Source organism: Streptomyces sp. NPDC051452 (genome assembly GCF_044454765.1).
GTDB lineage: Bacteria > Actinomycetota > Actinomycetes > Streptomycetales > Streptomycetaceae > Streptomyces.
The window spans coordinates 69,434-92,349 of record NZ_JBITEB010000019.1; the positions used below are offsets into that span (position 1 = coordinate 69,434).

The 22,916-nt window shown below is 74.1% G+C and carries 13 protein-coding genes; 11 read left to right on the forward strand and 2 right to left on the reverse strand.

What is annotated here, in order from left to right; translation table 11 throughout:
• Positions 1–17 precede the first annotated feature (17 nt).
• Complete coding sequence (locus ACIBA9_RS32665) at positions 18–863, forward strand: spermidine synthase (RefSeq protein WP_399368728.1); 846 nt, start codon at positions 18–20, stop codon at positions 861–863.
• A 23-nt stretch (positions 864–886) separates the two neighbouring features.
• Here ACIBA9_RS32665 and ACIBA9_RS32670 read toward each other — a convergent pair whose 3' ends face one another.
• Complete coding sequence (locus ACIBA9_RS32670) at positions 887–1,936, reverse strand: hypothetical protein (protein ID WP_399368730.1); 1,050 nt, start codon at positions 1,934–1,936, stop codon at positions 887–889.
• 128 nt (positions 1,937–2,064) lie between these two features.
• On the opposite strand from ACIBA9_RS32670, the gene ACIBA9_RS32675 reads away from it, so the two are divergent.
• The 9 genes from ACIBA9_RS32675 (at position 2,065) to ACIBA9_RS32715 (ending at position 21,450) form a co-directional block, all read left to right on the forward strand.
• Positions 2,065–2,517, forward strand: a complete 453-nt coding sequence (locus tag ACIBA9_RS32675) for a DUF4442 domain-containing protein (RefSeq protein ID WP_399368732.1) — start codon at positions 2,065–2,067, stop codon at positions 2,515–2,517.
• 363 nt (positions 2,518–2,880) lie between these two features.
• Positions 2,881–4,377, forward strand: coding sequence for a hydrolase (locus ACIBA9_RS32680; protein ID WP_399368734.1), 1,497 nt, complete (start codon positions 2,881–2,883; stop codon positions 4,375–4,377).
• 422 nt (positions 4,378–4,799) lie between these two features.
• Positions 4,800–12,017, forward strand: coding sequence for an SDR family NAD(P)-dependent oxidoreductase (locus tag ACIBA9_RS32685; protein ID WP_399368736.1), 7,218 nt, complete (start codon positions 4,800–4,802; stop codon positions 12,015–12,017).
• 1 nt (position 12,018) lies between these two features.
• Positions 12,019–16,842, forward strand: coding sequence for a beta-ketoacyl synthase N-terminal-like domain-containing protein (locus ACIBA9_RS32690; RefSeq protein ID WP_399368738.1), 4,824 nt, complete (start codon positions 12,019–12,021; stop codon positions 16,840–16,842).
• On the forward strand, positions 16,839–17,159 hold the full coding sequence (locus tag ACIBA9_RS32695) for an acyl carrier protein (protein WP_362155774.1): 321 nt from the start codon (positions 16,839–16,841) through the stop codon (positions 17,157–17,159). The genes ACIBA9_RS32690 and ACIBA9_RS32695 overlap by 4 nt, the downstream gene beginning before the upstream one ends.
• A 3-nt stretch (positions 17,160–17,162) precedes the next feature.
• Positions 17,163–17,963, forward strand: coding sequence for an alpha/beta fold hydrolase (locus ACIBA9_RS32700; protein ID WP_399368740.1), 801 nt, complete (start codon positions 17,163–17,165; stop codon positions 17,961–17,963).
• On the forward strand, positions 17,960–19,141 hold the full coding sequence (locus ACIBA9_RS32705) for a glycosyltransferase (RefSeq protein ID WP_399368742.1): 1,182 nt from the start codon (positions 17,960–17,962) through the stop codon (positions 19,139–19,141). The genes ACIBA9_RS32700 and ACIBA9_RS32705 overlap by 4 nt, the downstream gene beginning before the upstream one ends.
• Positions 19,138–20,208 carry a class I SAM-dependent methyltransferase gene (locus ACIBA9_RS32710; protein ID WP_399368744.1) on the forward strand — a complete coding sequence of 357 codons (1,071 nt, stop codon included), beginning with the start codon at positions 19,138–19,140 and terminating at the stop codon, positions 20,206–20,208. The genes ACIBA9_RS32705 and ACIBA9_RS32710 overlap by 4 nt, the downstream gene beginning before the upstream one ends.
• A gap of 597 nt (positions 20,209–20,805) precedes the next feature.
• A complete protein-coding gene (locus ACIBA9_RS32715; protein ID WP_399368746.1) occupies positions 20,806–21,450 on the forward strand; it encodes a DedA family protein in 645 nt (214 codons plus the stop codon).
• 19 nt (positions 21,451–21,469) lie between these two features.
• Here the strand turns inward: ACIBA9_RS32715 and ACIBA9_RS32720 are convergent, their stop codons facing one another.
• Complete coding sequence (locus tag ACIBA9_RS32720) at positions 21,470–21,997, reverse strand: gamma carbonic anhydrase family protein (RefSeq protein ID WP_362155760.1); 528 nt, start codon at positions 21,995–21,997, stop codon at positions 21,470–21,472.
• A gap of 110 nt (positions 21,998–22,107) precedes the next feature.
• Between ACIBA9_RS32720 and ACIBA9_RS32725 the strand changes: the two genes are divergently transcribed.
• Entirely contained in the window at positions 22,108–22,872 is a 765-nt protein-coding gene (locus ACIBA9_RS32725) for an acyltransferase (protein ID WP_399368748.1), read from the forward strand.
• Positions 22,873–22,916 lie beyond the last annotated feature (44 nt).

Consider the following 22,916-nt stretch of genomic DNA (forward strand, 5'->3'; position numbering starts at 1 on the left):
CACCCCACAATGGACGGGTGAACGAAGCGATACCCGTCACCAGGACCACCGACCACGGCACCGCCAAGTTGATGCCGGACGTCGACCGGGAGCGGGCCTGGCTGCTCACGGTCGACGGGGCGCCGCAGTCGTACGTCGACCTGGACGACCCCGCTCATCTGGAGTTCGAGTACGCGCGGCGGCTCGGGCACGCCCTGGATCTCGCGGGCGAGCCCGGGCGGGCGCTGGACGTGCTGCACCTGGGCGGCGGCGCGCTGACGCTGCCCAGGTACGTGGCGGCCACCCGGCCCGGTTCGCGGCAGGACGTCGTCGACGCCGACCGGGGGCTGCTGGACATGGTCGCCGAGTTCCTGCCGCTCCCGGCAGGCTCCGGGATCGCCGCCCACGGCGCGGACGCCCGGGCCTGGCTGGAGGCGGCCCCGGACGATCACGCCGACGTCGTGGTCGCCGACGTGTTCGGCGGGTCCCGGGTACCGGCGCACCTGACCACGCTCGCCTACGCCCGCGAGGCAGACCGGGTGCTGCGTCCGGGCGGGGTCTACTTGGCCAACCTCGCGGACGCGGCCCCCTTCGCCTTCCTGCGCTCCCAACTGGCCACCTTCGCGGCGGCCTTCGAGGAGGTCGCGCTGGTCGCCGAACCGGGGGTGCTGCGCGGCCGCCGGTTCGGCAACGCGATCCTCGTCGCCGCGCACCGGTCCCCCGACATCGCCGGGCTGGCCCGCCGGGTGGCGGCGGACGCCTTCCCGGCACGCGTCGAACACGGCGCGGGCGTACGGCGGTTCATCGGCGGGGCCCGACCGGTCGAGGACCCCGACGCCGTGCCGTCACCGGTGCCGCCGGACGGGGCGTTCGGCATCGGCTGAGGCCGGCGCCGGCGGGGCCGGCCTCACTGGGCCGTCGGTGTCCCGTGCAGCCGTACCGTGCCGAGCACCTTCAGGACGGTCGCCTTGGGGATCTCGCCCCGCACGCCCGTGGCCCCGAAGAAGTTGAACGACACGTAGTCGTGCGCCGAGTTCTGGAAGCCGAAGGTGAGCGCCTTGCCGTCGGTCACGCACTTGCCCCTGCGCGGCGTGTGGGACGACTGGGCCCAGGCGTAGCTGCCCTTCACCCCCGAAGCGGACGTGAAGGCAGTGGCCTTCTTGTCCCACGAGATGCTCTTCTTGTCCGGCATGGTGTAGCCGCCGTAGACCCACCAGGGCGGTGTGTTGAGCGCGATCTCGTTCGAGTTCTTCGCACCGCCGGCGCCCTTGGTGCCCACGACCGCGAGCGCGGTGTCCTCGGTGCGGCCGTCCTTGTCGTCGTCGGAGGTGCACCACTTGGACTTGTACTCGGCGATGCCCGACATGGTGATGCCCTTGTCCTTCTCGGACTTCGGGAAGTCGAAGTAGACCGCGAGGCCGGGCGTCTGCACCTCCCACTCAGGCGGCACGTCGAAGGCGACGCCCCACTTGGGGTTCACCACGACCTTCCAGCCCGCGATGGTCGGCTTCTCCGTCGAGTTGCCGCGCGGATCGTCCTGCGCGGTGGAGGAGGACGGGTCCGGTGTCGGTGCCGACGTGGGCGACTGGCTCGGATGCGGCCCGCCCTTGTCGTCCTTGGCCTCGTCGTCCTTGGAACCGCCGAGGACCAGGAAGCCGGTCACGGCGGCGGCGACCACGACCGCCATGGCCGCGACGACGGCGATCAGCTTCGTACGGCCGCCACCGCCCTGCGGGGGCCCGGGCGTCGGCACGGTGGGCTGCCCCCACTGCGGCTGCTGCCCGTACGGCGGCTGCCCGTACGGTCCGGCCGGCTGCTGCTGCCCGGGTGGCCCTGCCTGCGGGTGCTGCTGCGGCCCGGGCTGCTGATACGGATTCGGCTGCTGGTAACCCGGCTGCTGGTACGGGTTCTGCTGCGGGTTGTGCGCGCCCCCTGGCGGCTGCTGATCTGGCCACATGGCCAGTAACCCTAGTGCCGTGGGGGACCCGCTTCGGTATCCGGTCGCCGCCGGGGTGACGGGGAAGTGGGGTGACCGTCCGCACAGAGCCTGGTCAGCCAGGGCTACTCATGAGTAACATGATGGTCATGAGCGCAGACCAGATGTCGATCGGCGAGATGCTCGCCGCCACCGTGCCCATGGCCCGGACGTTGAACCTGGAGTTCCAGGAGACCTCCGCGGAGCGAGCCGTGGTGTCCCTGCCGGACCAGGGCGAGTACCACAACCACGTGGGCGGTCCGCACGCCGGCGCGATGTTCACGCTCGGGGAGTCGGCCAGCGGGGCCATCGTGCTGGCCGCCTTCGGTGAGCAGCTCTCGCGCGCGGTGCCGCTCGCCGTGCGGGCCGAGATCACCTACCGGAAGCTGGCGATGGGTGCCGTCACCGCGACCGCGACCCTGGGTCGTCCGGCCGCCGAGGTGGTGGCCGAGCTGGACGCGGGGCAGCGTCCCGAGTTCCCGGTCGCGATCGAGATCCGGCGTGCGGACGGAGCGGTGACGGGTGAGATGACCGTCGTGTGGACCTTGCGTCCCAACGGCTAGACCGTCCCGGTATCGGCGGAGAGGGGCCCATGTGGGCCCCTCTTTCGTTTGCCGCCTTCCGGGGGGAGAGGGGGGAACCGAGAAGTCGGAGATTATGTGTGCCACCCCCCTTTCGGTGCGCACAAGGTGGCCTTCATGCGGCCTCGGGGGCGCCGCGATCCAGGGGATACCCCCGGTAACCTCCATACGGTTTAACGATGTTGAGGGCGAGTCATTCGAACTTCTTGTTTCCGGTGAGGCGCGTGTGCGAAGGTGAGCCTCCCCGCGGGAGGGTGCCGACTAAAGGTACGCACCAATCAGGTACTGCTTTCCGACAGGGTGCGGTTTCGTCTGCCGCCCTGCGGCTGGAAAGGAAATGGTCCCGTGCAGTCCCCTTACCCCCCACGCCCCCCGTACCCGCCGCTGCCCGGCCCCTCCGGGGAGTCCGACGGCGATCTGATCACCCAGCTCGCCGGTCCGTACGTCGCCCGGCACCATGCCGTCGCCGTGTTGCTGGCCCGGCACTGGCGCGCCGCCCGCGACTACGCGGCGGTCTGTCTGACCTCCGCCGGGCCGACGGCCCACCTGGTGGCCACCGCGGCCTTCCACCAGGTCTTCGACCGCGTCTCCGGCGCGGCGGTCGGCTGCGCCCTGCGACCGCGACTGCTGGTGGCCGTCCGTGACACCGTCCGAGCCTGGGCGACGGACGAGGGAACCTGTGCCGCCCTGCCGGAATTGCGCAAGACCGCCGGTGGCCGCGGGCTCAGTGCGACAAAACCCGGAACACCGGAAAGGCGTCAGCTGGCCGAAAGCGCATTCCAGGCTCTTCCGGGGGGTTCGCAATGCCTTCTCTGGCACACCGAGGTCGAAGCGGAACCCATAAACATACCCGCTGGTCTGCTGGGCATCGACACGGCCACCGCGACGGCCGCTCTGGAACGGGCGCGGGAGCAATTCCGGTCCGGCTGCGTACGTGCCCACCAGGAACTCGCGCCTTCCACTGAATGCCGTCTCTACAACCGGCTCCTCGACGTGGCCATGCGTCGCGGTGGCGGGAACGCGTTGCCGCCGGAGGTGCGTCGGCATCTGGCGGTGTGCCGGTTCTGCCGGTACGCGGCCGAACAACTCGCCCCGTTCACCGACGGTCTGGAGCTCCTCCTCGCCGAGACCGTGCTCGGCTGGGGCGCCCGCCGCTATCTCGACATACGTCCCGGCCGTGGCGCCGTCGAGGAGCGGCCGTCCGCGAGCGTGGCGGGTGCGGGGGCTCCGGGGGCTTTGGGGCTCGCCGGCCGGCATCGCGTCGTGGGGGAGGGCCGCCGTCGTCACCGTACGGTGGTCGCCCTGGGAGTCGCGCTGACCTCGCTGCTGCTGCTCACCACCGCGCTCGCGGTCAGGAGCTGGTCTGTTGACAACGGTGTCCCCGCGCGGCCCGTGCCCGGTGCCGGCTGGGTCTCCCCGGCCGGCCGCGCGGGCCGCCCGAACGACAGCGGCCCCGGGGTGACCGATTCGCCCTCTGCCGCTTCGCCGTCCACGGGTTCGCCGTCCGGTGAGTCGTCGTCTGCCGCGTCGCCCTCGGCCGCTTCGGCGCCCGTGGGCACGTCCCGTACGTCCTGCGGGCCGTCGTCCTTCGTCGCCTCGGCCGGTGGGCCGGTCGGGGCCGTCCGCGGCCGGCTGCGCGGTCCCGCCCGCGGACTCGGCCGGGATGCCCGGGCCGTGCACGCCGACAGGGTCGCGCCGGCTGCGGGCGCGGGCGTGGGTGCGGGCGTGCGGCTCGCGGGGTGCTCGTCGGCCGCCGCACGGCAGTGGTCGCACCGGGCCAACGGAAGACGCGGTGCCGCCGTCCCCACCTCGGGATTCCCGGGCCCGACGCCGGGACGGTAACCGCTTCGGTGGTGCGCGCGAGGGCGGTCTGAGGAGCCGTCAGGGGGCGGAAGGGGCGCGCCGGGCGCGGTTTTCGCCATGGCGCGAAGGTCATGTGAAGTTTACAGACGACGCCTCACTGTCATGGCGTGTGACGACCGGATGAGTGGAGGGTGAACCGGGCGCACGCTTGGGTGGACTTGTGGCGTTGTGGCGCAGGGCGGACGCATCGGCAGGCGTCGACCAATGAAGGTGATTGATCGGGTTTCCGGTCTCTTGCGGGGAATTCGGTGGGCTGGCCGAATCGGAGCCACCGGGCGGGGAAAGGCCGCGTCGTTATTGACCCGTGAGTAGGCCCTCGCTAGGTTCCGGAGCCCTCGCACCAGAGCGTCCCGCCGCACAAACCCCCCACCGTGCTGTCTCGCCGAATGTGCCGGAGCCTCATGACCTCCCCTGTGCGCGCCCATGACCTGATCCTGTGCATCACACCCTTCGGTGAGCCCGACGCGGGCTTGGCCGCCGCCGCCTCGGCCGCGGGCGGGCTGGGTGTGCTCGACCTGGACACCGGAGACCGAAGATCCCGCGAAGAGCTGTCCCGGCTCAGACGGGCCGCGCCCGGGCCCTTCGGGGTACGGGTGACGGGCCGCTGCACGCTGGCCCCGGACGACCTCGAAGACGCCCCCGACACCGTGGTCCTCGCCGCCGACGCACCCTGGCGGGTGGACCGACTCGTCGCTCGCTTCCGTGTGTTGGCCGAGGTGACCGACCTCGGCCAGGCACGTGAGGCGGCCCGCGCGGGCGCCCACGGGCTCATCGCCCGGGGATCGGAGGGCGGTGGCCGGGTTGGTGCGCTGAGCACCTACGTGCTACTGCAACAACTGCTCGGCGACCCGGAGTTGAGCCGCCTGCCCGTCTGGGCCCGTGGTGGCGTGGGGCCGCGTACGGCTGTCGCCGCCGTGGCGGGCGGGGCGGCCGGAGTGGTGCTCGACTCCCAACTGGCCCTGCTGGCCGAGTCCTCGCTTCCCGAGACGGTCCGGGCCGCGCTGCGGTCCCTCGACGGCTCGGAGACTGTGGTGCTGGGCGGTCACCGGGTGCTGCGCCGACGCGGCCCCGCGGCCCTGCGGCCACCTGCCGACGATCCCGGCACGGTCGCCTCCCTGTTGGGCGCCCGCGACCTCCCCGGCCGACTGCTTCCCGTGGGCCAGGACGGATTCCTCGCCGCCCGGTTCGCCGAGCGGTGGGGGAACGTGCGGGGAGTGGTGCGCGCGTTGTCGGCGGCGATGCGGGAGGTCACCGATCCGGTGATCCCCGAAACGCCGGCAAGGCCCGCAGGGGCGCCGGGGATGGACGCACGAGATGTCCCCGAGGCTGCTGACAGCGCCGATGCCGGGGTGGCCGTTCGGGCGCTGCGTCCCGGGTCCGCCATGAGCCGGGCGCTCGGCACGCGACTGCCGGTCGCCCAGGGGCCGATGACCCGCGTCAGCGATCAGGCCGGCTTCGCCGCCGCCGTCGCCGAGGGCGGGGCGCTGCCCTTCCTCGCGCTGGCCCTCGCCGACGGCGAACGGACCCGGGCGATGCTCACCGAGGCCCGTGCCGTCCTGGACGGGCGGCCCTGGGGCGTCGGCGTGCTCGGCTTCGCGCCCGAGGACATCAGGAACGCCCAGCTCGAGGCCGTACGGGAGCTGCGGCCCACGCACGCCGTCATCGCGGGCGGGCGGCCGGCCCAGGCCGAGGCGCTGGAACGGGCCGGGATCCACACCTTTCTCCACGTGCCCTCGCCCGGGCTGCTGCGGCAGTTCCTGGAGGCCGGGGCGCGCCGGTTCGTCTTCGAGGGGTCGGAGTGCGGCGGGCATGTCGGGCCCCGAGCCTCCTTCCCGCTGTGGGAGGCCCAACTAGGCGTACTGGAGGACTTCCTGGCGGACACCGAGGCGACTGCGGACGCCGGCACCGCCGACGAGACGGCCCGCCGGCTGGAGATCCTCTTCGCGGGCGGCATCCACGACGAGCGGTCGGCGGCGATGGTGGCCGCCCTGGCCGCGCCGCTCACCGCCCGGGGCTCCGCCGTCGGCGTCCTCATGGGCACCGCCTACCTGTTCACGGAGGAGGCCGTCACCCAGGGGGCCATCCAGCCCCTCTTCCAGCGCCAGGTGCTCGCCGCCACCGCTACCGCCCTGCTGGAGACCGCACCCGGCCACGCCACCCGCTGCGTGCCCAGCCCCTTCACGGAGGACTACCGCGAGCGGGAAGCCGCCTTGCGGGGAAGGGACGTGCCCGACCGGGAGGTCTGGGAATCGCTGGAGCGCCTCAACGTGGGCCGGTTGCGCATCGCCAGCAAGGGACTGGAACGCACCGCCGACGGCGAGTTGCGGACCGTCGAGGAAGAACGGCAGTTGAACGACGGGATGTTCATGGCCGGCGACGTCGCCGTCCTGCGCGCGGCGACCACCACCGTGGCGGCCCTGCACCGGTCGGTGACCGACGGCGCCGCCGACTTCCTGACCGCGCGGGCCGGGCAGGCCGCACATGCCGCGCTCTTCCTACCCCGGTCCACCGGCGAACCGGAGCCGCCCGCACCGCTCGACATCGCGATCGTCGGCATGGCCTGTATGTTCCCGCAGGCCCCCGACCTCGCCTCCTTCTGGGCGAACGTCGTCCTCGGACGCGACGCCGTCACCGAGGTACCGTCCGACCGCTGGGACCCCGCCGTGCACCACACCACCGGCGCCACGGCCTCGAAATGGGGCGGCTTCCTGCCCCGCATCCCCTTCGACCCGCTGCGCTACGGCATCCCGCCCACCTCCCTCGGCAGCATCGAACCGGTACAGCTGCTGTCCCTGGAAGCGGCCCGCAGAGCGCTGGACGACGCCGGATACGGGTCCGGGGGAAGGGACTTCGACCGCTCGCGCACCTCCGTGGTCTTCGGCGCGGAAGCGGGCAGCGACCTGTCGAACGCGGTCACCCTGCGCGCCGTACTCCCGTCGTACTACGGCCGGGTCCCGTCGGGACTGGAGGAGCAGTTACCCCGGCTGACCGAGGACTCCTTCCCCGGGATGCTCGCCAACGTCATCTCCGGCCGGATCGCCAACCGGCTGGATCTCGGCGGCGCCAACTACACCGTCGACGCCGCCTGCGCCTCCTCCCTCGCCGCCCTCGACGTGGCCTGCAAGGAACTCGTCTCAGGCGCCAGTGACGTGGTGTTGTGCGGGGGCGCCGACCTGCACAACGGCATCAACGACTATGTGCTCTTCTCCTCCGTCCACGCGCTCTCCCCGACCGGCCGCTCCCGCGCCTTCGACGCCTCCGCCGACGGGATCGCCCTCGGCGAGGGGGTGGCCTGCGTGGTCCTTAAACGGCTCGCCGACGCCGAACGCGACGGCGACCGCGTCTACGGGGTGGTCAAGGGCCTCGGCGCCGCCAGCGACGGCCGCTCACTCGGCCTGACCGCGCCCCGCCCCGAAGGCCAGCGGGCCGCGCTGGAGCGGGCGTACCGCAACGCCGGTGTCTCACCCGCCGCGGTCGGGCTGGTGGAGGCGCACGGCACCGGCACGGTCGTCGGAGACCGCACCGAACTCGCCGTGCTCGAAGCCGTGTTCACCGAGGCGGGCGCGGAGCGGGGGGAGTGCGCGCTCGGTTCCGTCAAGTCGCAGATCGGGCACACCAAGTGCGCCGCCGGACTCGCCGGTCTGATCAAGACCACCCTCGCCCTGCACACCGGCGTCAAGCCGCCCACCCTGCATCTGGAGCGGCCCAACCCCGCCTGGGCGGAAGGCGCCAGCCCCTTCGCCTTCCACACCCGGGCCCAGCCCTGGGCGGCCCCCGCCGCCGAACGCCTCGCGGGGGTCAGCGCGTTCGGCTTCGGCGGTACCAACTTCCACGTGGTGCTGGCCGCGCACGAGACCGCCGTGCCGCCCCGGCAGACCCTGGACGCGTGGCCCGCCGAGCTGCTCCTGTTCCGGGGACGGGACACGGCGGCGGCGCACCGCGAGGTCGCGGAGCTGCTCCGGGTCGCCGAGGCCGACGGCCGTCCCTGGCGCCTGCGCGACCTCGCCCTGGCCGCGGCCCGCCGCGCCGACACCTCGGACGAACCGGTCCGGGCCGCGCTCGTCGCCCGGGACCCGGACGAACTGGCCACACAACTGCGGCGCGTCCTCGCCGGCGAGCACGATCCGACCGCCGGTATCCATCTCGCGGACCCGCTGGACGGCGACAGGGACCGGGACCGGGACCGAGGGGACGGCGGGTGCCCGGTGGGTGCCCGGGGCCCGGCGACGGCCGGCCAGGACTCCGTGGACGCCGCCTGCCCGGTGGACGCACCGGACTCGTCGGGGGCCCGGCGCCCCAAGGGCGGCCGCATCGCCTTCCTCTTTCCCGGCCAGGGCAGTCAACGGCCCGGCATGCTCGCCGATCTGCTGGTCGCCCTGCCGGAGCTGCGGCACTATCTGCACCTCGGCCGGGCCCACGCGGCCCCGCTGTATCCGCCCGCCGCCTTCGAGGACTCCACCCGCGAGCGGCACCGGGCCGCCCTCACCGACACCCGGACGGCGCAGCCGGCACTCGGCATCACCGGTCTCGCCGCCCACGCCTTCCTCACCTCAGCGGGCGTCCGCCCCGATCTGGCCGCCGGGCACAGCTACGGCGAGCTGGCCGCGCTCGCCGCGGCCGGCGCACTGGATCCGGAGGACCTGCTGGAGCTGAGCACCGAACGCGCCGAGGCGATCCTGGCGGCGGCGGGCGACGAACCCGGCGCCATGGCCGCCGTCGCGGGCCCCGCTGAGGACGTCTCCCGCGTCCTGAGCGCGGCCGGGGCACCCGAGTCGGTCGTCGTCGCCAACCTCAACTCGCCCGAGCAGACGGTGATCTCGGGACCGACCGAGGACCTCGACACCGCCGTACGACTGCTGCGCGCGGCCGGCCTCGGAGCCCGGCGCATCCCCGTGGCCTGCGCCTTCCACAGTCCGGTCGTGGCCCCGGCGGCGAAACGGTTCGCCAAGGTCCTCGCGGGCAAGACCGTCAGGGCCCCGGAGTTCCCGGTGTGGGCCAACCGGACCGCCGCGCCGTATCCGTCGGACCCTGACGGGGTGCGTGCCGAACTCGCCGCGCAGATCGGCGCCCCGGTCGCCTTCGCGACGCAGATCGAGGAGATGTACGCGGCGGGCGCGCGGATCTTCGTCGAGGCGGGCCCCGGCACCGTCCTCACCCGGCTCGTCGGGCAGATCCTCCGGGGCCGCCCGCATCGTACGGTCGCCTGTGAGCCCCGCGCCGACAGCGGCCTGCCCGGCTGGCTCGACGCGCTCGCCGCCCTCGCCGTCGTGGGGGCGCCGGTGCGCGCCGCGTGGCTGTTCCGCGGCCGCGACGCCGTGGACGCGCTGCGCGGCCCGGCGCCCGAGCGGCCCGGCTGGACGGTCGACGGACACCTCGTCCGCACCGCCGACGGAGCGACCCTTCCCGGTGCCCTCGCACCGGCCCGACGAGCCCTGGAGCCGACTGTGACGAGCGACCAGCCGTACGGCGCGCCCGCCGACCGGGACGCCCTGATCTCCGAGTTCCTGCGCACCAGCCGGGAGATGATCGCCGCCCAACGCGACGTCCTGCTCACCTACTTCGGTGCGACGGGATCGGTGCCCGCCGCACCGGCCGTACCGATCCCAGCCGCCGTGCCTCGACAGGCCGAGACGCCGACACGACCTGCCCTGCCCGCGCCACCGCCGGGCGAGCCGGATGAGCAGGGGAGTCCGGAAGCATCGGAAGGGCCGGTCGGCGACGTGGCGCGGGTCGTGCTGGAGATCATCAGTGAACGCACCGGGTATCCCGTCGAGATGATCGAGCCCGACCTCGATCTGGAGGCGGACCTGAGCATCGACTCGATCAAGCGGGCCGAGATAGCGGGCGAACTCGCCAAGCGTCTGGGCATCGCGGGCGGAGCCGAGCTGCTGGACGACGCGGAGCTGGAGGAACTGGCCAAGGCCCGCACGGCGGCCGCGGTGACGAACTGGCTCACGGCGCGAATCGGCGCGGACGCCGCCGCAGACGAGGAACCGGCCCGCGAGCAGGACGCGGGTCCGGCCGAGCTGTTCGACACCGCCGCTCCCCAGCGCTACGAGGTGCGCCCCGTCCCGTTGCCACACCCGCGACCCGCCGCCGACCCCGCCGGGGCCCTGGCCGGTCTGCGCTTCGTCATCCTCGGCGACGGTCCTCACGACAGCGACCGCGACAGCGGTCACGACGGTGACCGGGACAGCGCTCACGACGGCGATCGCGACGACGGCACGGGCGTCGCACATGGCACGGACGCCGGCCGGGTCGCGGCCGAGGTCGCCGCACGGCTCGCCGCGCACGGTGCCGACGCCGTGGTGCTCGGCCCGAACCACCTCCTCGGTGCCGCCGACGGCGCCGTGGACGGTGTGGTGTACCTGGGCGCGCTGGCGGGGGCCGATCTCCCGGTGCTGCCGGCCGCCTTCCCCGTGCTGCGCGCGGCGCTGGTCGGTGGGCCCCGCCGTCTGCTGGCCGTCCGAGCCGCCGAGGGGCCCGGGGTGGCGCGCGCGGCGGGTCTGGACGGCCTGTTCCGTACCGTCGTCCGGGAGTACCCCGACGTCCTCGCCCGTGTCGTGGCCGTCGGGGACACCTCCCCGGCGGTCGTCGCCGAGGCCGTGTGCGCCGAGTTGCTCGCCCCGGAACCGGCCCCCGTCGTCCTGCGTACGGCGGCCGGTTCCCGGCAGGGGCTCGAACCGACGCCCGCGCCCCTGGGCCTGCTGGGCAGCACCGGTGCCGGCCCCGCCGGGGAGGGCGCCGCGGAGGCCGCCGCGCTCGGACTCGACCGGGACTCCGTGGTGCTGCTGGCCGGCGGTGCCCGGGGCATCACGGCGAGGTTCGCGGCCACCCTCGCCGGCGCTTCCGGGTGCCGGATCGAGCTGCTCGGCCGTACCTCCGCGCCCGATGGCCCCGAGGACCCCCGGACCGCCGGTGCCCGCACCCTCGCCGAACTGCGCGCGGCGCTCGCGACCGGCCCCGGTGCGCCGAGGCCCGCCGAGATCAACCGGGCCGCCGAACGGATCCTCGCCCGGCGCGAGATCGCCACCACCCTCGCCGAACTCGCCTCCCTCGGCAGCGCGGCCCGCTACCGCTCGGTGGACTTCCGCGAACGCGACGCCGTCCTGCGGGCGGTCAAGGAGATCCACGCCGAACACGGCCGCCTCGACGGGGTCGTCTTCGCCGCCGGGGTGATCGAGGACCGGCTCATCGCCGAGAAGACCCCCGAGTCCTTCCAGCGTGTCTACGGCACGAAGACGACCGGGGCCGCCGCGCTGTTCGCCGCCCTGGACGACCTGCCCGCCGCACCCGCCTTCACCGTCCTGTTCGGCAGCATCGCCGCCGTCCTCGGCAACCGTGGACAGGCCGACTACGCGGCCGCTAACGACGCCATGGCGCAACTCGGCGCCGACTGGGCCACCCGCACCGGCGGGCGCGCGCTCACCGTCCACTGGGGACCCTGGGCGCCCTCCGGTACCCACACCGGCATGGTCGGCGCGGAACTCGGCCGCGAGTACGCCCGACGCGGGGTGCGGCTGATCGAGCCCGACGAGGGCACGGCGGCCCTGCTCCGGGAACTCGCCTGGGGCGACCCGGCGGCCCGCGCCGTCGTCTACACCGCGTCGGGCTGGTGACATGACACAGCGACCGGCACGATCGTCCCTGCCACGGACCGCGCGGCAGACCCCCGTCGCCATCGTCGGGATGGCGGTACTGCTGCCCGGCGCCGCCGGGCTCGACGCCTACTGGCGCAATCTGCGGGACGGTGTCGACGCGATCGGTGACGTCCCACCGGGACGCTGGGACGCCGACTACTACCACCCCGGCACGGCCGACGGTCCCGCCGCGCCGGATCGGGTGTACTGCCGGCGGGGCGGATTCGTGGACGGCCTCGCCCAGGTGGACGTCACCCGCTACGGCATCATGCCCGCCTCCGTCCCGGGCGCCGAACCCGACCAGCTGATCGCCCTGGACGTGGCCGCCGCCGCCATCGCCGACGCGGGCGGCGAGGAACGGCTGCCCGAGCGGGACCGGATCGGCGTGGCCCTGGGCCGCGGCGGCTACCTCGGCCCCGGGCTGGCGCGGCTCGACCAGCGGGTGCGCACGGCCGGACAACTGGTGCACACGCTCAACGAGTTGTTACCCGGACTCACGCCCGACCAACTGGGGCGCGTGCGAGCGGCGTTCACCGAGCGGCTCGGACCGGACAGTCCCGACTCCGCGATCGGCCTGGTCCCCAACCTCGCCGCCTCCCGCATCGCCAACCGGCTCGACCTGCGCGGCCCCGCCTACACCCTGGACGCGGCCTGCGCCTCTTCCCTGGTCGCCGTCGACCAGGCGGTCACCGAACTCGCCACCGAACGCTGCGACATGATGCTGGCCGGGGGTGTGCACCACTGCCACGACATCACCCTCTGGAGCGTCTTCTCCCAACTGCGCGCCCTGTCCCCGAGCGAGCGCGTCCGCCCCTTCCACCGCGACGCCGACGGCATCCTCATCGGCGAGGGCACGGGCGTCGTCGTCCTCAAACGCCTCGCGGACGCCGAACGCGACGGTGACCGCGTCTACGCCGTGATCCGTGGCACGGGCGTGGCAGGTGACGGGCGTACGGCCGGCCTCGTCACCCCCGACCCGGGTGGACAGGCCCGCGCCGTGCGCCTGGCCTGGCGGGCTGCCGGACTCGACCCGGCCGCACCCGACTCGATCGGCCTGCTGGAAGCCCACGGCACCGCCACACCCGCCGGTGACGCGGCCGAACTGGCCACACTCGCCGACGTGTTCGGACCGGCCGAGGCGCTCGGGCCGGGTACGGCATCCGGCGCCGACGACCGGCCCGTCCTCGGCTCGGTGAAGTCGATGATCGGGCACACCATGCCGGCCGCCGGAGTGGCGGGCCTGGTCAAGGCGGCCCTCGCGCTGCACCACGGCACCCTGCTGCCCACCCTGCACTGCGAAGACCCCCACCCCGCCCTCGCCGCCACCCGCTTCCGTACCCTCCGGCAGGCCCGTCCTTGGCGGACCGACGCGCGGCAGCCGGTCCGCCGGGCCGCCGTGAACGCCTTCGGCTTCGGCGGGATCAACGCCCATGTGGTGCTGGAGGAGGCCCCGAGCGCCCGCGCCACACCCGCGCCCGCCGCACCCACCGATCCGGACGTTTCGGCCGCCGCGGACCCGCCGTCGGCACACCCTCCCCGCGCGCCCGTCCCCGTGTCCGCCGCAAACCCCACCTCCGCCTCCGCGCGGGTCGTCGAGCCCGAACGCGTCCTCTTGCTCGCCGCCGCCCGCCCGGAGGATCTCGCGGCCCTCCTCGACGCCGACGACTCCGCCGTACTCGCCGCCGGCCGCGACCCCGACGACCCCCATCCGGACGCCGGTCCCGTACGCCTCGGTGTCGTGGACCCCACCGCCAAGCGGCTCGCCCTGGCCCGCCGCGCCGTCGCCAAGGGCCGCGCCTGGCAGGGCCGCAACGACGTGTGGTTCCGGCCGGGCCCCCTGCTGGGCCGGGCCGGCGGCAGGCTGGCGTTCGTCTTCCCCGGCCTCGAGGGCGACTTCGCGCCCCGCACCGACGACATCGCCGCCCACTTCGGTCTGCCTCCGGTGCCCGGCATGGACGTCAGGGTGGGAGACGTCGGACGACACGGCTTCGGGGTCGTCGGGGTGGGCCGGCTGCTGGACCAGGCGCTGCGCCGTATCGGCGTCGTACCGGACGCGGTGGCCGGACACAGCGTCGGCGAGTGGACGGCGATGGTGGCCGCCGGACTGTACTCCGCCACCCAAGTCGACGCCTTCATGGGCGACTTCGATCCGGACGCGCTCACCGTACCCGGACTGGTCTTCGCCGCCGTCGGCAGCTCCGCCACGGACGTGCGCGCCGCGCTCGCCGAGAGCCGGACGGACTCCGGCATCGTCCTCTCCCACGACAACGCGCCGCGCCAGACCATGGTCTGCGGACCGGAAGCGGCGATCGAGGAGTTCGTACGGTCCTTCCGTGCGCGGGGCGTGCTCTGCCAGGTGCTGCCGTTCCGCTCCGGCTTCCACACCCCGATGCTCGCGCCCTACCTCGCCCCCATCAGGGAGGCCGCGGAACGCTTCCGGATTAACCAGCCGACGGTGCCGGTCTGGTCCGGGACGACCGCGGCGCCCTTCCCGCGCACGGAGTCGGCGGTACGCGAGCTGTTCGTACGGCATCTGCTGGAACCCGTCCGCTTCCGGGAACTCACCGAGGCCCTGTACGCCGACGGACACCGTGTCCTCGTCCAGACCGGCCCCGGCCGGCTCACCTCCCTCATCGATGACACCCTCGGCGACCGCGACCACCTGGCCGTCGCCGCCAACTCGCCCCACCACAGCGGTATGGACCAACTACGGCGCGTGGCAACGGCCTTGTGGGCGGCGGGGGCGGCCGTGGCACCGGCGCTGCCGGCCCGCGCCACGGCGGGGACCGGGGTGCGCGCGGCCGCCGGGCGCCCGCCGGTCCGCCTCGACCTCGGCGGCGCCCTGGTGTCTCTGGACGGTCCCGTCCTGGACGCGCTGCGCGCGGAGCTGCGGCCCGCCGCGCCCGCCCCTGGCGCCCCCGGTCCGCTGGACGGCCTCGCCGCGCGCTTCCCGGCCGCCGGCGAACTGACCGCGCTGCTCCGGGAGACGGCGGACACCGCGGCCGAGCTGATCACGGCGGGCCGGCCTTCGGCCCCCACCCCCGATCCGCATCCCGGCCAGCCCACCAAGCCGACCGGGCTCCCTCATCCCACCGCCCCCGCCGCTCCCGCCACGACACCCGCCCGGCCCACCGAGCCCGCCATACCCGCCACCCGCGGCCGGCCCCCGACGACCCCGACGCCCCCGGCGGCCCCCAAGTCGACCACGACCACCCTGCGCGTCTCCCCGCACACCATGCCCCACCTCCTGGACCACTGCTTCTTCCCGCAGCGACCCGGCTGGCCGGAGGTGGAGGACCGCTGGCCGGTGATGCCGGCCACGACGATCGTCCGGCACATGATGGACGCGGCGGAGCGCGCGGTCCCCGGCCTGCGGGCGGTCGAGGTGCACGCAGCCCGTTTCGATCGGTGGCTCACCGCGACACCCCCCGTCGACGTCCAGGTGACAGTCACCGCCGACTCCGACGGCGCATCCGACCCCCGGCACCGCGGCCGCGTCACCGTCACCTTCGGCCCCACCGCCCGCGCCGTGATCGAACTCGCCCCGCACCACCCCGCGCCACCGCCGCCCAGCCCGATCCCGGTCGGCCCCGAGCGGACCCCCGAGCACACCGCCGCCCAGCTCTACCGCGACCGCTGGATGTTCCACGGCCCGGCGTTCCAGGGCCTCACCGAGCTGACCGCGATCGGCGACCGGCACATCCGGGGTGTGATCACGGCACCCGCCGCACCCGGGGCGCTGCTGGACAACGTGGGCCAGCTGCTCGGCTACTGGATCATGGCGACCCGTACCGAGCGGACCGTCGTCTTCCCCGTGCAGACCGGACGGATGCGCTTCCACGGGCCGCACCCGGCTCCCGGCACCGAGGTTGGATGCCTGGTCAGGATCACCTCGCTCACGGACACGGTCCTGGAAGCGGACGCGGAGCTGACCGTCGGCGGCCGGGTGTGGGCGGTGATCGGCGGCTGGCAGGACCGCCGCTTCGACAACGACCCGACGACCCGGCCCGTCGAACGCTTTCCCGAGCGCCACACCCTCTCCGCGGCCCGGCCCGGCGGCTGGACGCTGGTCCACGAACGCTGGCCGGACCTGGCCTCCCGCGAACTCATCATGCGCAACTCGCTGGGCGGTGCGGAACGCGCCGAGTACGCCGGACACCCGCCGCGCGGGCGCAGGCAGTGGCTGCTGGGCCGGATCGCGGTCAAGGACGCGGTACGGCAGTGGCTCTGGCAGCACGGTGAAGGCCCCGTCTTCCCGGCCGAGATCCAAGTCCGCAACGACGAACTCGGCCGCCCGTACGTCACCGGTGTGCACGGACGCTCGCTGCCGCCGCTGCGTGTCTCGCTCGCCCACCGGGCCGAGGCGGCGGTGGCGATCGTCCGGCCGCACACCCCCGGGCCGGGCCCCGGCATCGACGTCGAGGAGGTCACCGAACGCGACCCGGCGACCCTCGCCACCGCGCTCGGCCCCGCCGAACTGCGGCTCCTGCGGGACCGGACGGCACCCGGGCCGGATACGCGAGCATTGTGGTTCACCCGCTTCTGGGCCGCGAAGGAAGCGGTCGCGAAGGCCGAAGGGACCGGATTCGGCGGTCGGCCCCGGGACTTCGCCGTGCGGGAGGCCGCCCCCGACGGCAGCCGGCTGCTGGTCTCCGGCCGTCGGGCACACACCTACGCCGTGCACTGCGTGCCGGTGGCCAACCCGCCGTCACTGCCGGCGCGCTCCTATGTGGTGGCCTGGACGACCGGGCCCGGCGCCGACGACGCACCACACGCCCCAGCAGCCGAGGAGAACACCCGATGAACCCCACCTGGCCGGCCCCGGCGCAGCCCACCGCGGACACCGTGCTCGCCGACGTCACCGGCATGCTCCGCACGGTGCTGGCGGAGTACGGCGACGACGACGTGGTGATCGGCATGTCCACCACCTTCAACCGCGACCTGGAACTGGAGAGCATCGACCTCGTCACCCTGTCGGGACTGATGGAGGAGCGGTACGCGGGACGGGTCAACCTCGCCGAGTTCCTGGCCGGTATGGAGTTCGACGAGATCATCGAGCTGACCGTCGGCCGGCTCGTGGAGTACGTGGTGTGGAGCCTGCAGACCCCGCAGGCGGGCTGAGCCATGGCCATGGTCGACGCCGACGGCATCCGGCTGCACGTCCAGCGCATGGGCCCCACCGGCGGCCGCACACCGCACGCCACCGTCGTCCTGGTCCACGGACTGCTCACCGACAGCCTGGCCAGCTACTACTTCACCGTCGCCCCCCGCTTCGCGGCCGCCGGACTCGACGTCGTCATGTACGACCTGCGCGGCCACGGCCGCAGCGAGCGCCCGCCGGACGGCTACACCCTCGACCACAACATCGACGACCTCACGGCCCTCCTGGACCGCCTGGGCGCCACCGGGCCCCTGCACCTGGTCGGCAACTCCTACGGCGGCACCGTCGCCTTCGGCTTCGCGGCCCGCCACCCCGGTCGCGCGGCCAGTCTGACGCTGATCGAGTCCGAGCCCGCGACCAGGGCCTGGGCGGCCAAACTGGGCGGCATCCTGCGCCGGGTGACGAGCGAACTCGCCCACAACGAGGCCGCCGCGATCGCCTGGATCACCGCCCACCGGGGCCACAACACCGCCCGTCTCGCCAAAGGGGCGGCCCGGCTGGCGCGCGAGACCACCCTCGGGCGTGACATCCCCGCCAGCCGGGTGCTGACCGAGGCCGAGATCAGCGCCGTCCGCTGCCCGGTGCTCGGCGTCTACGGCGGCGACTCGGACCTGGTGGACCTGGTACCGCTCAAGCGGGGGCTGCTGCCCGACTTCCGGGCCGTCGTGCTGCCCGGGCATGAGCACTCGGTACTCGTGGAGGCGCCCGGCGCCGTCGGCGCTCACATCCTGGGCCTGATCCGCCCGGAGGTGAGCGTCCGGTGAGCGCCTTCCTCTTCGTCGTCCCGCCGCTGACCGGTCACATCAACCCCGCGGTCGGCGTCGCCGCCCGACTCGCGGCGCGCGGGCACCGGGTGGCCTGGGTGTGTGCCGATCCGGTGCTGGTGCGTGGGCTCGCCGGCGCGGACGCCGAGGTGTTCGGGTGCGCGGGACCGGTGCCGGGCGTCGGGGGCGTCGTACGACCGCCCGACCTGCGGGGCGCTCAGGCGCTGAAGTTCCTCTGGGAGTGGTATCTGCTCCCGCTCGCCGACGCGATGGCCCCCGGCGTCCGCGCGGCCGTCGCCGCGTTCCGCCCCGATGTGCTGGTCTGCGACCAACAGGCCTTCGCCGGGCCCCTGGTGGCCGAGGACCTCGGACTGCCGTGGGCCACCTCGGCGACCACCTCGGCGGAGTTCACCGGCGCCTACGACGGTCTGCCCAAGGTCGCCGCATGGCTGCGCCTGCGCCTGGCCGAGCTGCGGACCCGGATCGGTGACCCGGCCGGGCACACCGACCCGCGCTCCTCGCCCCACCTGTTGCTGGTGTTCAGCACACCCGAACTCATCGGCCCACAAGCACCCTTGGCGCCGCACATCCACTACGTGGGCCCCTCGCTCGCCGGCCGCCCGGCCACGCCCGGCTTCCCCTGGCAGTGGCTGGACCACGGCCGGGCCAAGGTCCTGGTGACCCTGGGCACGGCGAACGCCGACGCCGGTGGACGCTTCCTCGCCGTATGCCTCGCCGCCCTGCGCGAACGCGCCGACCGGGTCCAGGCCGTGCTCGCCGACCCCGGCGGCGCACTCCCGGCCACGGCGGGCGACAAGGACGTCCTGATCATGCCGTCCGTACCCCAACTCCCGCTGCTGGAGCGGATGGACGCCGTCATCTGCCACGCCGGGCACAACACCGTGTGCGAGGCACTGTGGCACGGTGTCCCGCTCGTGGTCGCGCCCATCAGGGACGACCAGCCGGTGGTGGCCGGACAGGTCGTGGACTGCGGCGCCGGTGTCCGGGTCAGGTTCGGCCGGGTCACCGCGCCCCGGCTCGGTGAGGCCCTCGACACGGTCCTGCACGACCCCGCCGCCCGGGCGGCCGCCGCCCGGGTCCGCACCGCGTTCCGCGCGGCGGGCGGCGCCCGGGGCGCGGCGACCCACCTCGAACGACTCGCAGGGGAGAGCCGATGAGCGACCGCGACCAGGCGAAGACCGACCGTATCGCCGCCCTGCGCCCCGCCTACCAGGCCGCTCTGGCGGACGGAACGGACCGCTTCCTGGCACCTCGGCGCACCACCTGCCCCTGGTGCTCCTCCGGCCGGCTCACCCCGCGTCTGCACACCACCGACCTGCTCCAGCACAAGCCCGGCCGGTTCGCCCTCGACCGCTGCGCCGACTGCGGGCACCTCTTCCAGAACCCGCAACTGACCGAGGAGGGGCTGGGGTTCTACTACCGGGACTTCTACGACGGTCTCGGCGAGCAGCGGATGAGCGGTACCTTCGGCGGTCGTACCGCGATGTACCGAAGCCGTGCGGAGGCGTTGCTGCCACACGACCCCACCCCGAAGACGTGGCTGGACGTCGGCACCGGCCACGGCCACTTCTGCGAGGCCGCCCGTACCGTCCTGCCCGGCACCGCCTTCGACGGGCTCGACTTCACCGAAGGGGTGGAACTCGCCGCCCGCGCGGGCCGCGTGGACCACGCCTATCGCGGGGCCTTCCCCGACCTGGCGCCCGAACTGACCGCCCGCTACGACGTCGTGAGCATGTTCCACTACCTGGAGCACAGCACCGACCCCGACCGCGAACTCCGTGCCGCCCATGCGGCCGTCCGTCCCGGCGGGCATCTGGTGATCGAGGTCCCCGACCCGGAGAGCCGGTACGCCCGGCTCCTCGGCCGCTGGTGGCTGCCCTGGCTCCAGCCGCAGCACCTGCACTTCATGCCGGTCGCCAACCTGCGCCGGCGGCTGACCGAGCTGGGCTTCACGGTCGTCGCGGAGCAGCACGCCGAACCGCACGATCCGGTCGACCTGCTCGCCGCCGTCTGGCTGGCCCTCGATCACACCGCCCCGCGCGAGGACGCCCCCTGGCTGCCCGAGCGGCCCGGCGGGGTCCGGCGCGGCGTACGCACCGCACTGCTCCTCGCGGGCGTCCCCGCCCTGATCACGGCGACCCTCCTCGACCGCTTCGCGATCCGCCCCCTGTCCCACCGCCTCGGCCTGTCGAACGCCTACCGCCTGGTGGCCCGCCGCGGGTGACCGGTGGGGCGTGGTCGCCCCACCGCCCCGGGCCCGTCACGGACACCCCGTTCCCAAGGTCTTCCCGCGGATCAGGGCCGACGGGCTCAGCTCGCCGGGGAGCAGGGGCGGCGCCGCGGGGCGCGACGGGCCGGTTGGTGACGGCCCAGCCGGTGGCGAACAGCGGGGGCGCCAGGCACAGGGCCGGCCGTACGGGACGGCCCGCCGGCGGGGTCGTCGCCCGGACCGGCGCGGCGGGCCGGTCCCGGCAAGCCTGGGCGGGGGGCGTCTCCCGCCCGGGGAGCGCGGCGGAGATCTCGGGGTGAGCGGGGACGGTGAGGCCACGGGGACGTCTTCCTTCCGCGGCGGGCCCCACGGTGAGGACCGGGGGAGGCGGGTCGGGCGAGACCAGGGGGAGCCCGCCCCTTCCGCGCGCGTCACCGGGATGTCCGGAAACCGAAGGAGCGAGGGCGGGACGGTCCGCCCGGCGGGTGCGCGCGAACCGTCGTTCACCGCCGACCAGGTAGCCTTCCCGTGGGGCTCCCTCCGCATGCGCGCCGCACGCGGAGGGCGAGCGAGGCCCCGGAACCAAGGTCAGCCACAGGGGAGGAACCGGCGGTGCACGTCCAGGAATGGCTCGACTCGGTGCCCGCGGTCGCCGTCTACGCCCTGGTGGGCCTGGTGATCGGCCTGGAGAGCCTGGGCATCCCGCTGCCGGGGGAGATCGTCCTCGTCTCGGCGGCCCTGATGTCCTCACAGCACTCGGGCATCAACCCCATCGTGCTCGGCGCGTGCGCCACCGCCGGGGCGGTGATCGGCGACTCCATCGGCTACGCGATCGGCCGCAAGGGCGGACGCCCCCTGCTGGCCTGGCTGGCGAACAAGTTCCCGAGACACTTCAGCGAGGGCCATGTGGCCACGGCCGAGCGGTCCTTCGAGAAGTGGGGCATGTGGGCCGTCTTCTTCGGCCGCTTCGTCGCGCTGCTGCGGATCTTCGCCGGGCCGCTCGCGGGCGTTCTGCACATGCCGTACTGGAAGTTCCTGATCGCCAACGTCCTCGGCGGCATCTGCTGGGCGGGCGGCACGACGGCCGTCGTCTACTACGTCGGCATGGTCGCCGAGGACTGGCTGAAGCGGTTCTCCTACCTCGGTCTGGCGGTGGCGGTGCTGATCGGCGTGGCCTCCATGCTGGTCGTCAGGCGCAAGGCGAGGAAGGCCCAGCCGGCCGAGCAGGCGGCGGAACCCGTGAACGCCGGGGAGTGAGCCCGCCCGCGAGACGCCCCTACTCGTGTACGGCGCGATGAGCCTTCGCCAGGTCCGCGTACAAGGTGCCGTTGAGCGTCACTCCCTGCCGCTCCTCGTCGGAGAGGGGCCGGCGCACCTTCGCCGGTACCCCCGCCACCAGGGACCCCGGTGGCACCACCATCCCCTGGGGCACCAGTGCCTGCGCCGCGACGAGCGACCCCGCCCCGATCACGGCCCCGTTGAGCACGGTCGCCCCCATCCCGATCAGGCAGTCGTCCTCCACGGTCGCCCCGTGCACGACGGCGTTGTGCCCGATGGAGACCCGCTCCCCGACACGGACCGGGAACCCGGGGTCGGCGTGGAGGGTGACGTTGTCCTGGACGTTCGCGTCCGCGCCCACGGTGATCGTCTCGACGTCGCCGCGCACGACGGCCCCGTACCAGACACTCGCCCCCGCGTGCAGCGTCACGTCACCGATCACCGAGGCCGTGGGGGCGACGAACGCCTCCGCGTCGACCCGGGGCTCCCTGCCGCCGATGCCCACGATCAGGGCCCGCTGTGTCATCACCGTTCTCCTCGCGTCGCTGGTACCCCGCACGGTACGACACGGGGTAGGGCAAAGATCACAGCAACCCGTCTCCTCGACCGGGGGGCCCGCTGAGTACCGTAAGGCCCGTGCCAAAGCGCAAGAACACGTTCTCATCCCGGTGTCGCAGCCTGGCCCAGCGTGCCGTCCACGCGATCTGGGCCACGGCCCAGCGCCTGGGCTCCGTCACGGCCGAACACCCGGCGGGCTTCCGCTTCGGCGCGATGGGAACAGGTACCAGACTGGCCTTCCCCCTGGGCACGGTCTTCGGCGAACCCTGGATCCACCTCGGCTCCCACTGCATCATCGGCGAGCAGGTCACCCTCACCGCCGGGCTGATGCCGGACCTGGACCTCGGCCCGGACCCGATCCTGCGCATCGGGGACGGAGTGGTCCTCGGCCGCGGCAGCCACGTCATCGCGGACACGACGGTCACCATCGGCAGCGACTGCTACTTCGGGCCGTACGTCTACGTCACCTCCACCAACCACTCCTACGACGACCCGCACGAGCCCATCGGCCGGCAGTGGCCCCGGATGGAGCCGGTGGAGATCGGCTCGGGCTGCTGGATCGGCACCGGCGCGGTGGTACTGCCCGGCGCGCGGATCGGCCGGAACGTGGTCGTCGCGGCCGGCGCCGTCGTACGGGGCACGGTGCCCGACCACGCCGTGGTGGCCGGAGCGCCGGCCCGGGTCGTTCGGCGCTGGACGGCCGAGGACGGCTGGCAGCCGCCCCTCAGGACCCCGGCCCCGGTGCCGATCCCCGCCGGTACGACGCCGGAGCAGCTGCGGGCGCTGGCCGAACTGGACGAGGGCGCGGTGGCGCGGCTGGCCGAACTGGAGCCGGAGGCCTGACGCCGCACACGACCCGATGCCGCCCAGCACCGTCCACTAGACTG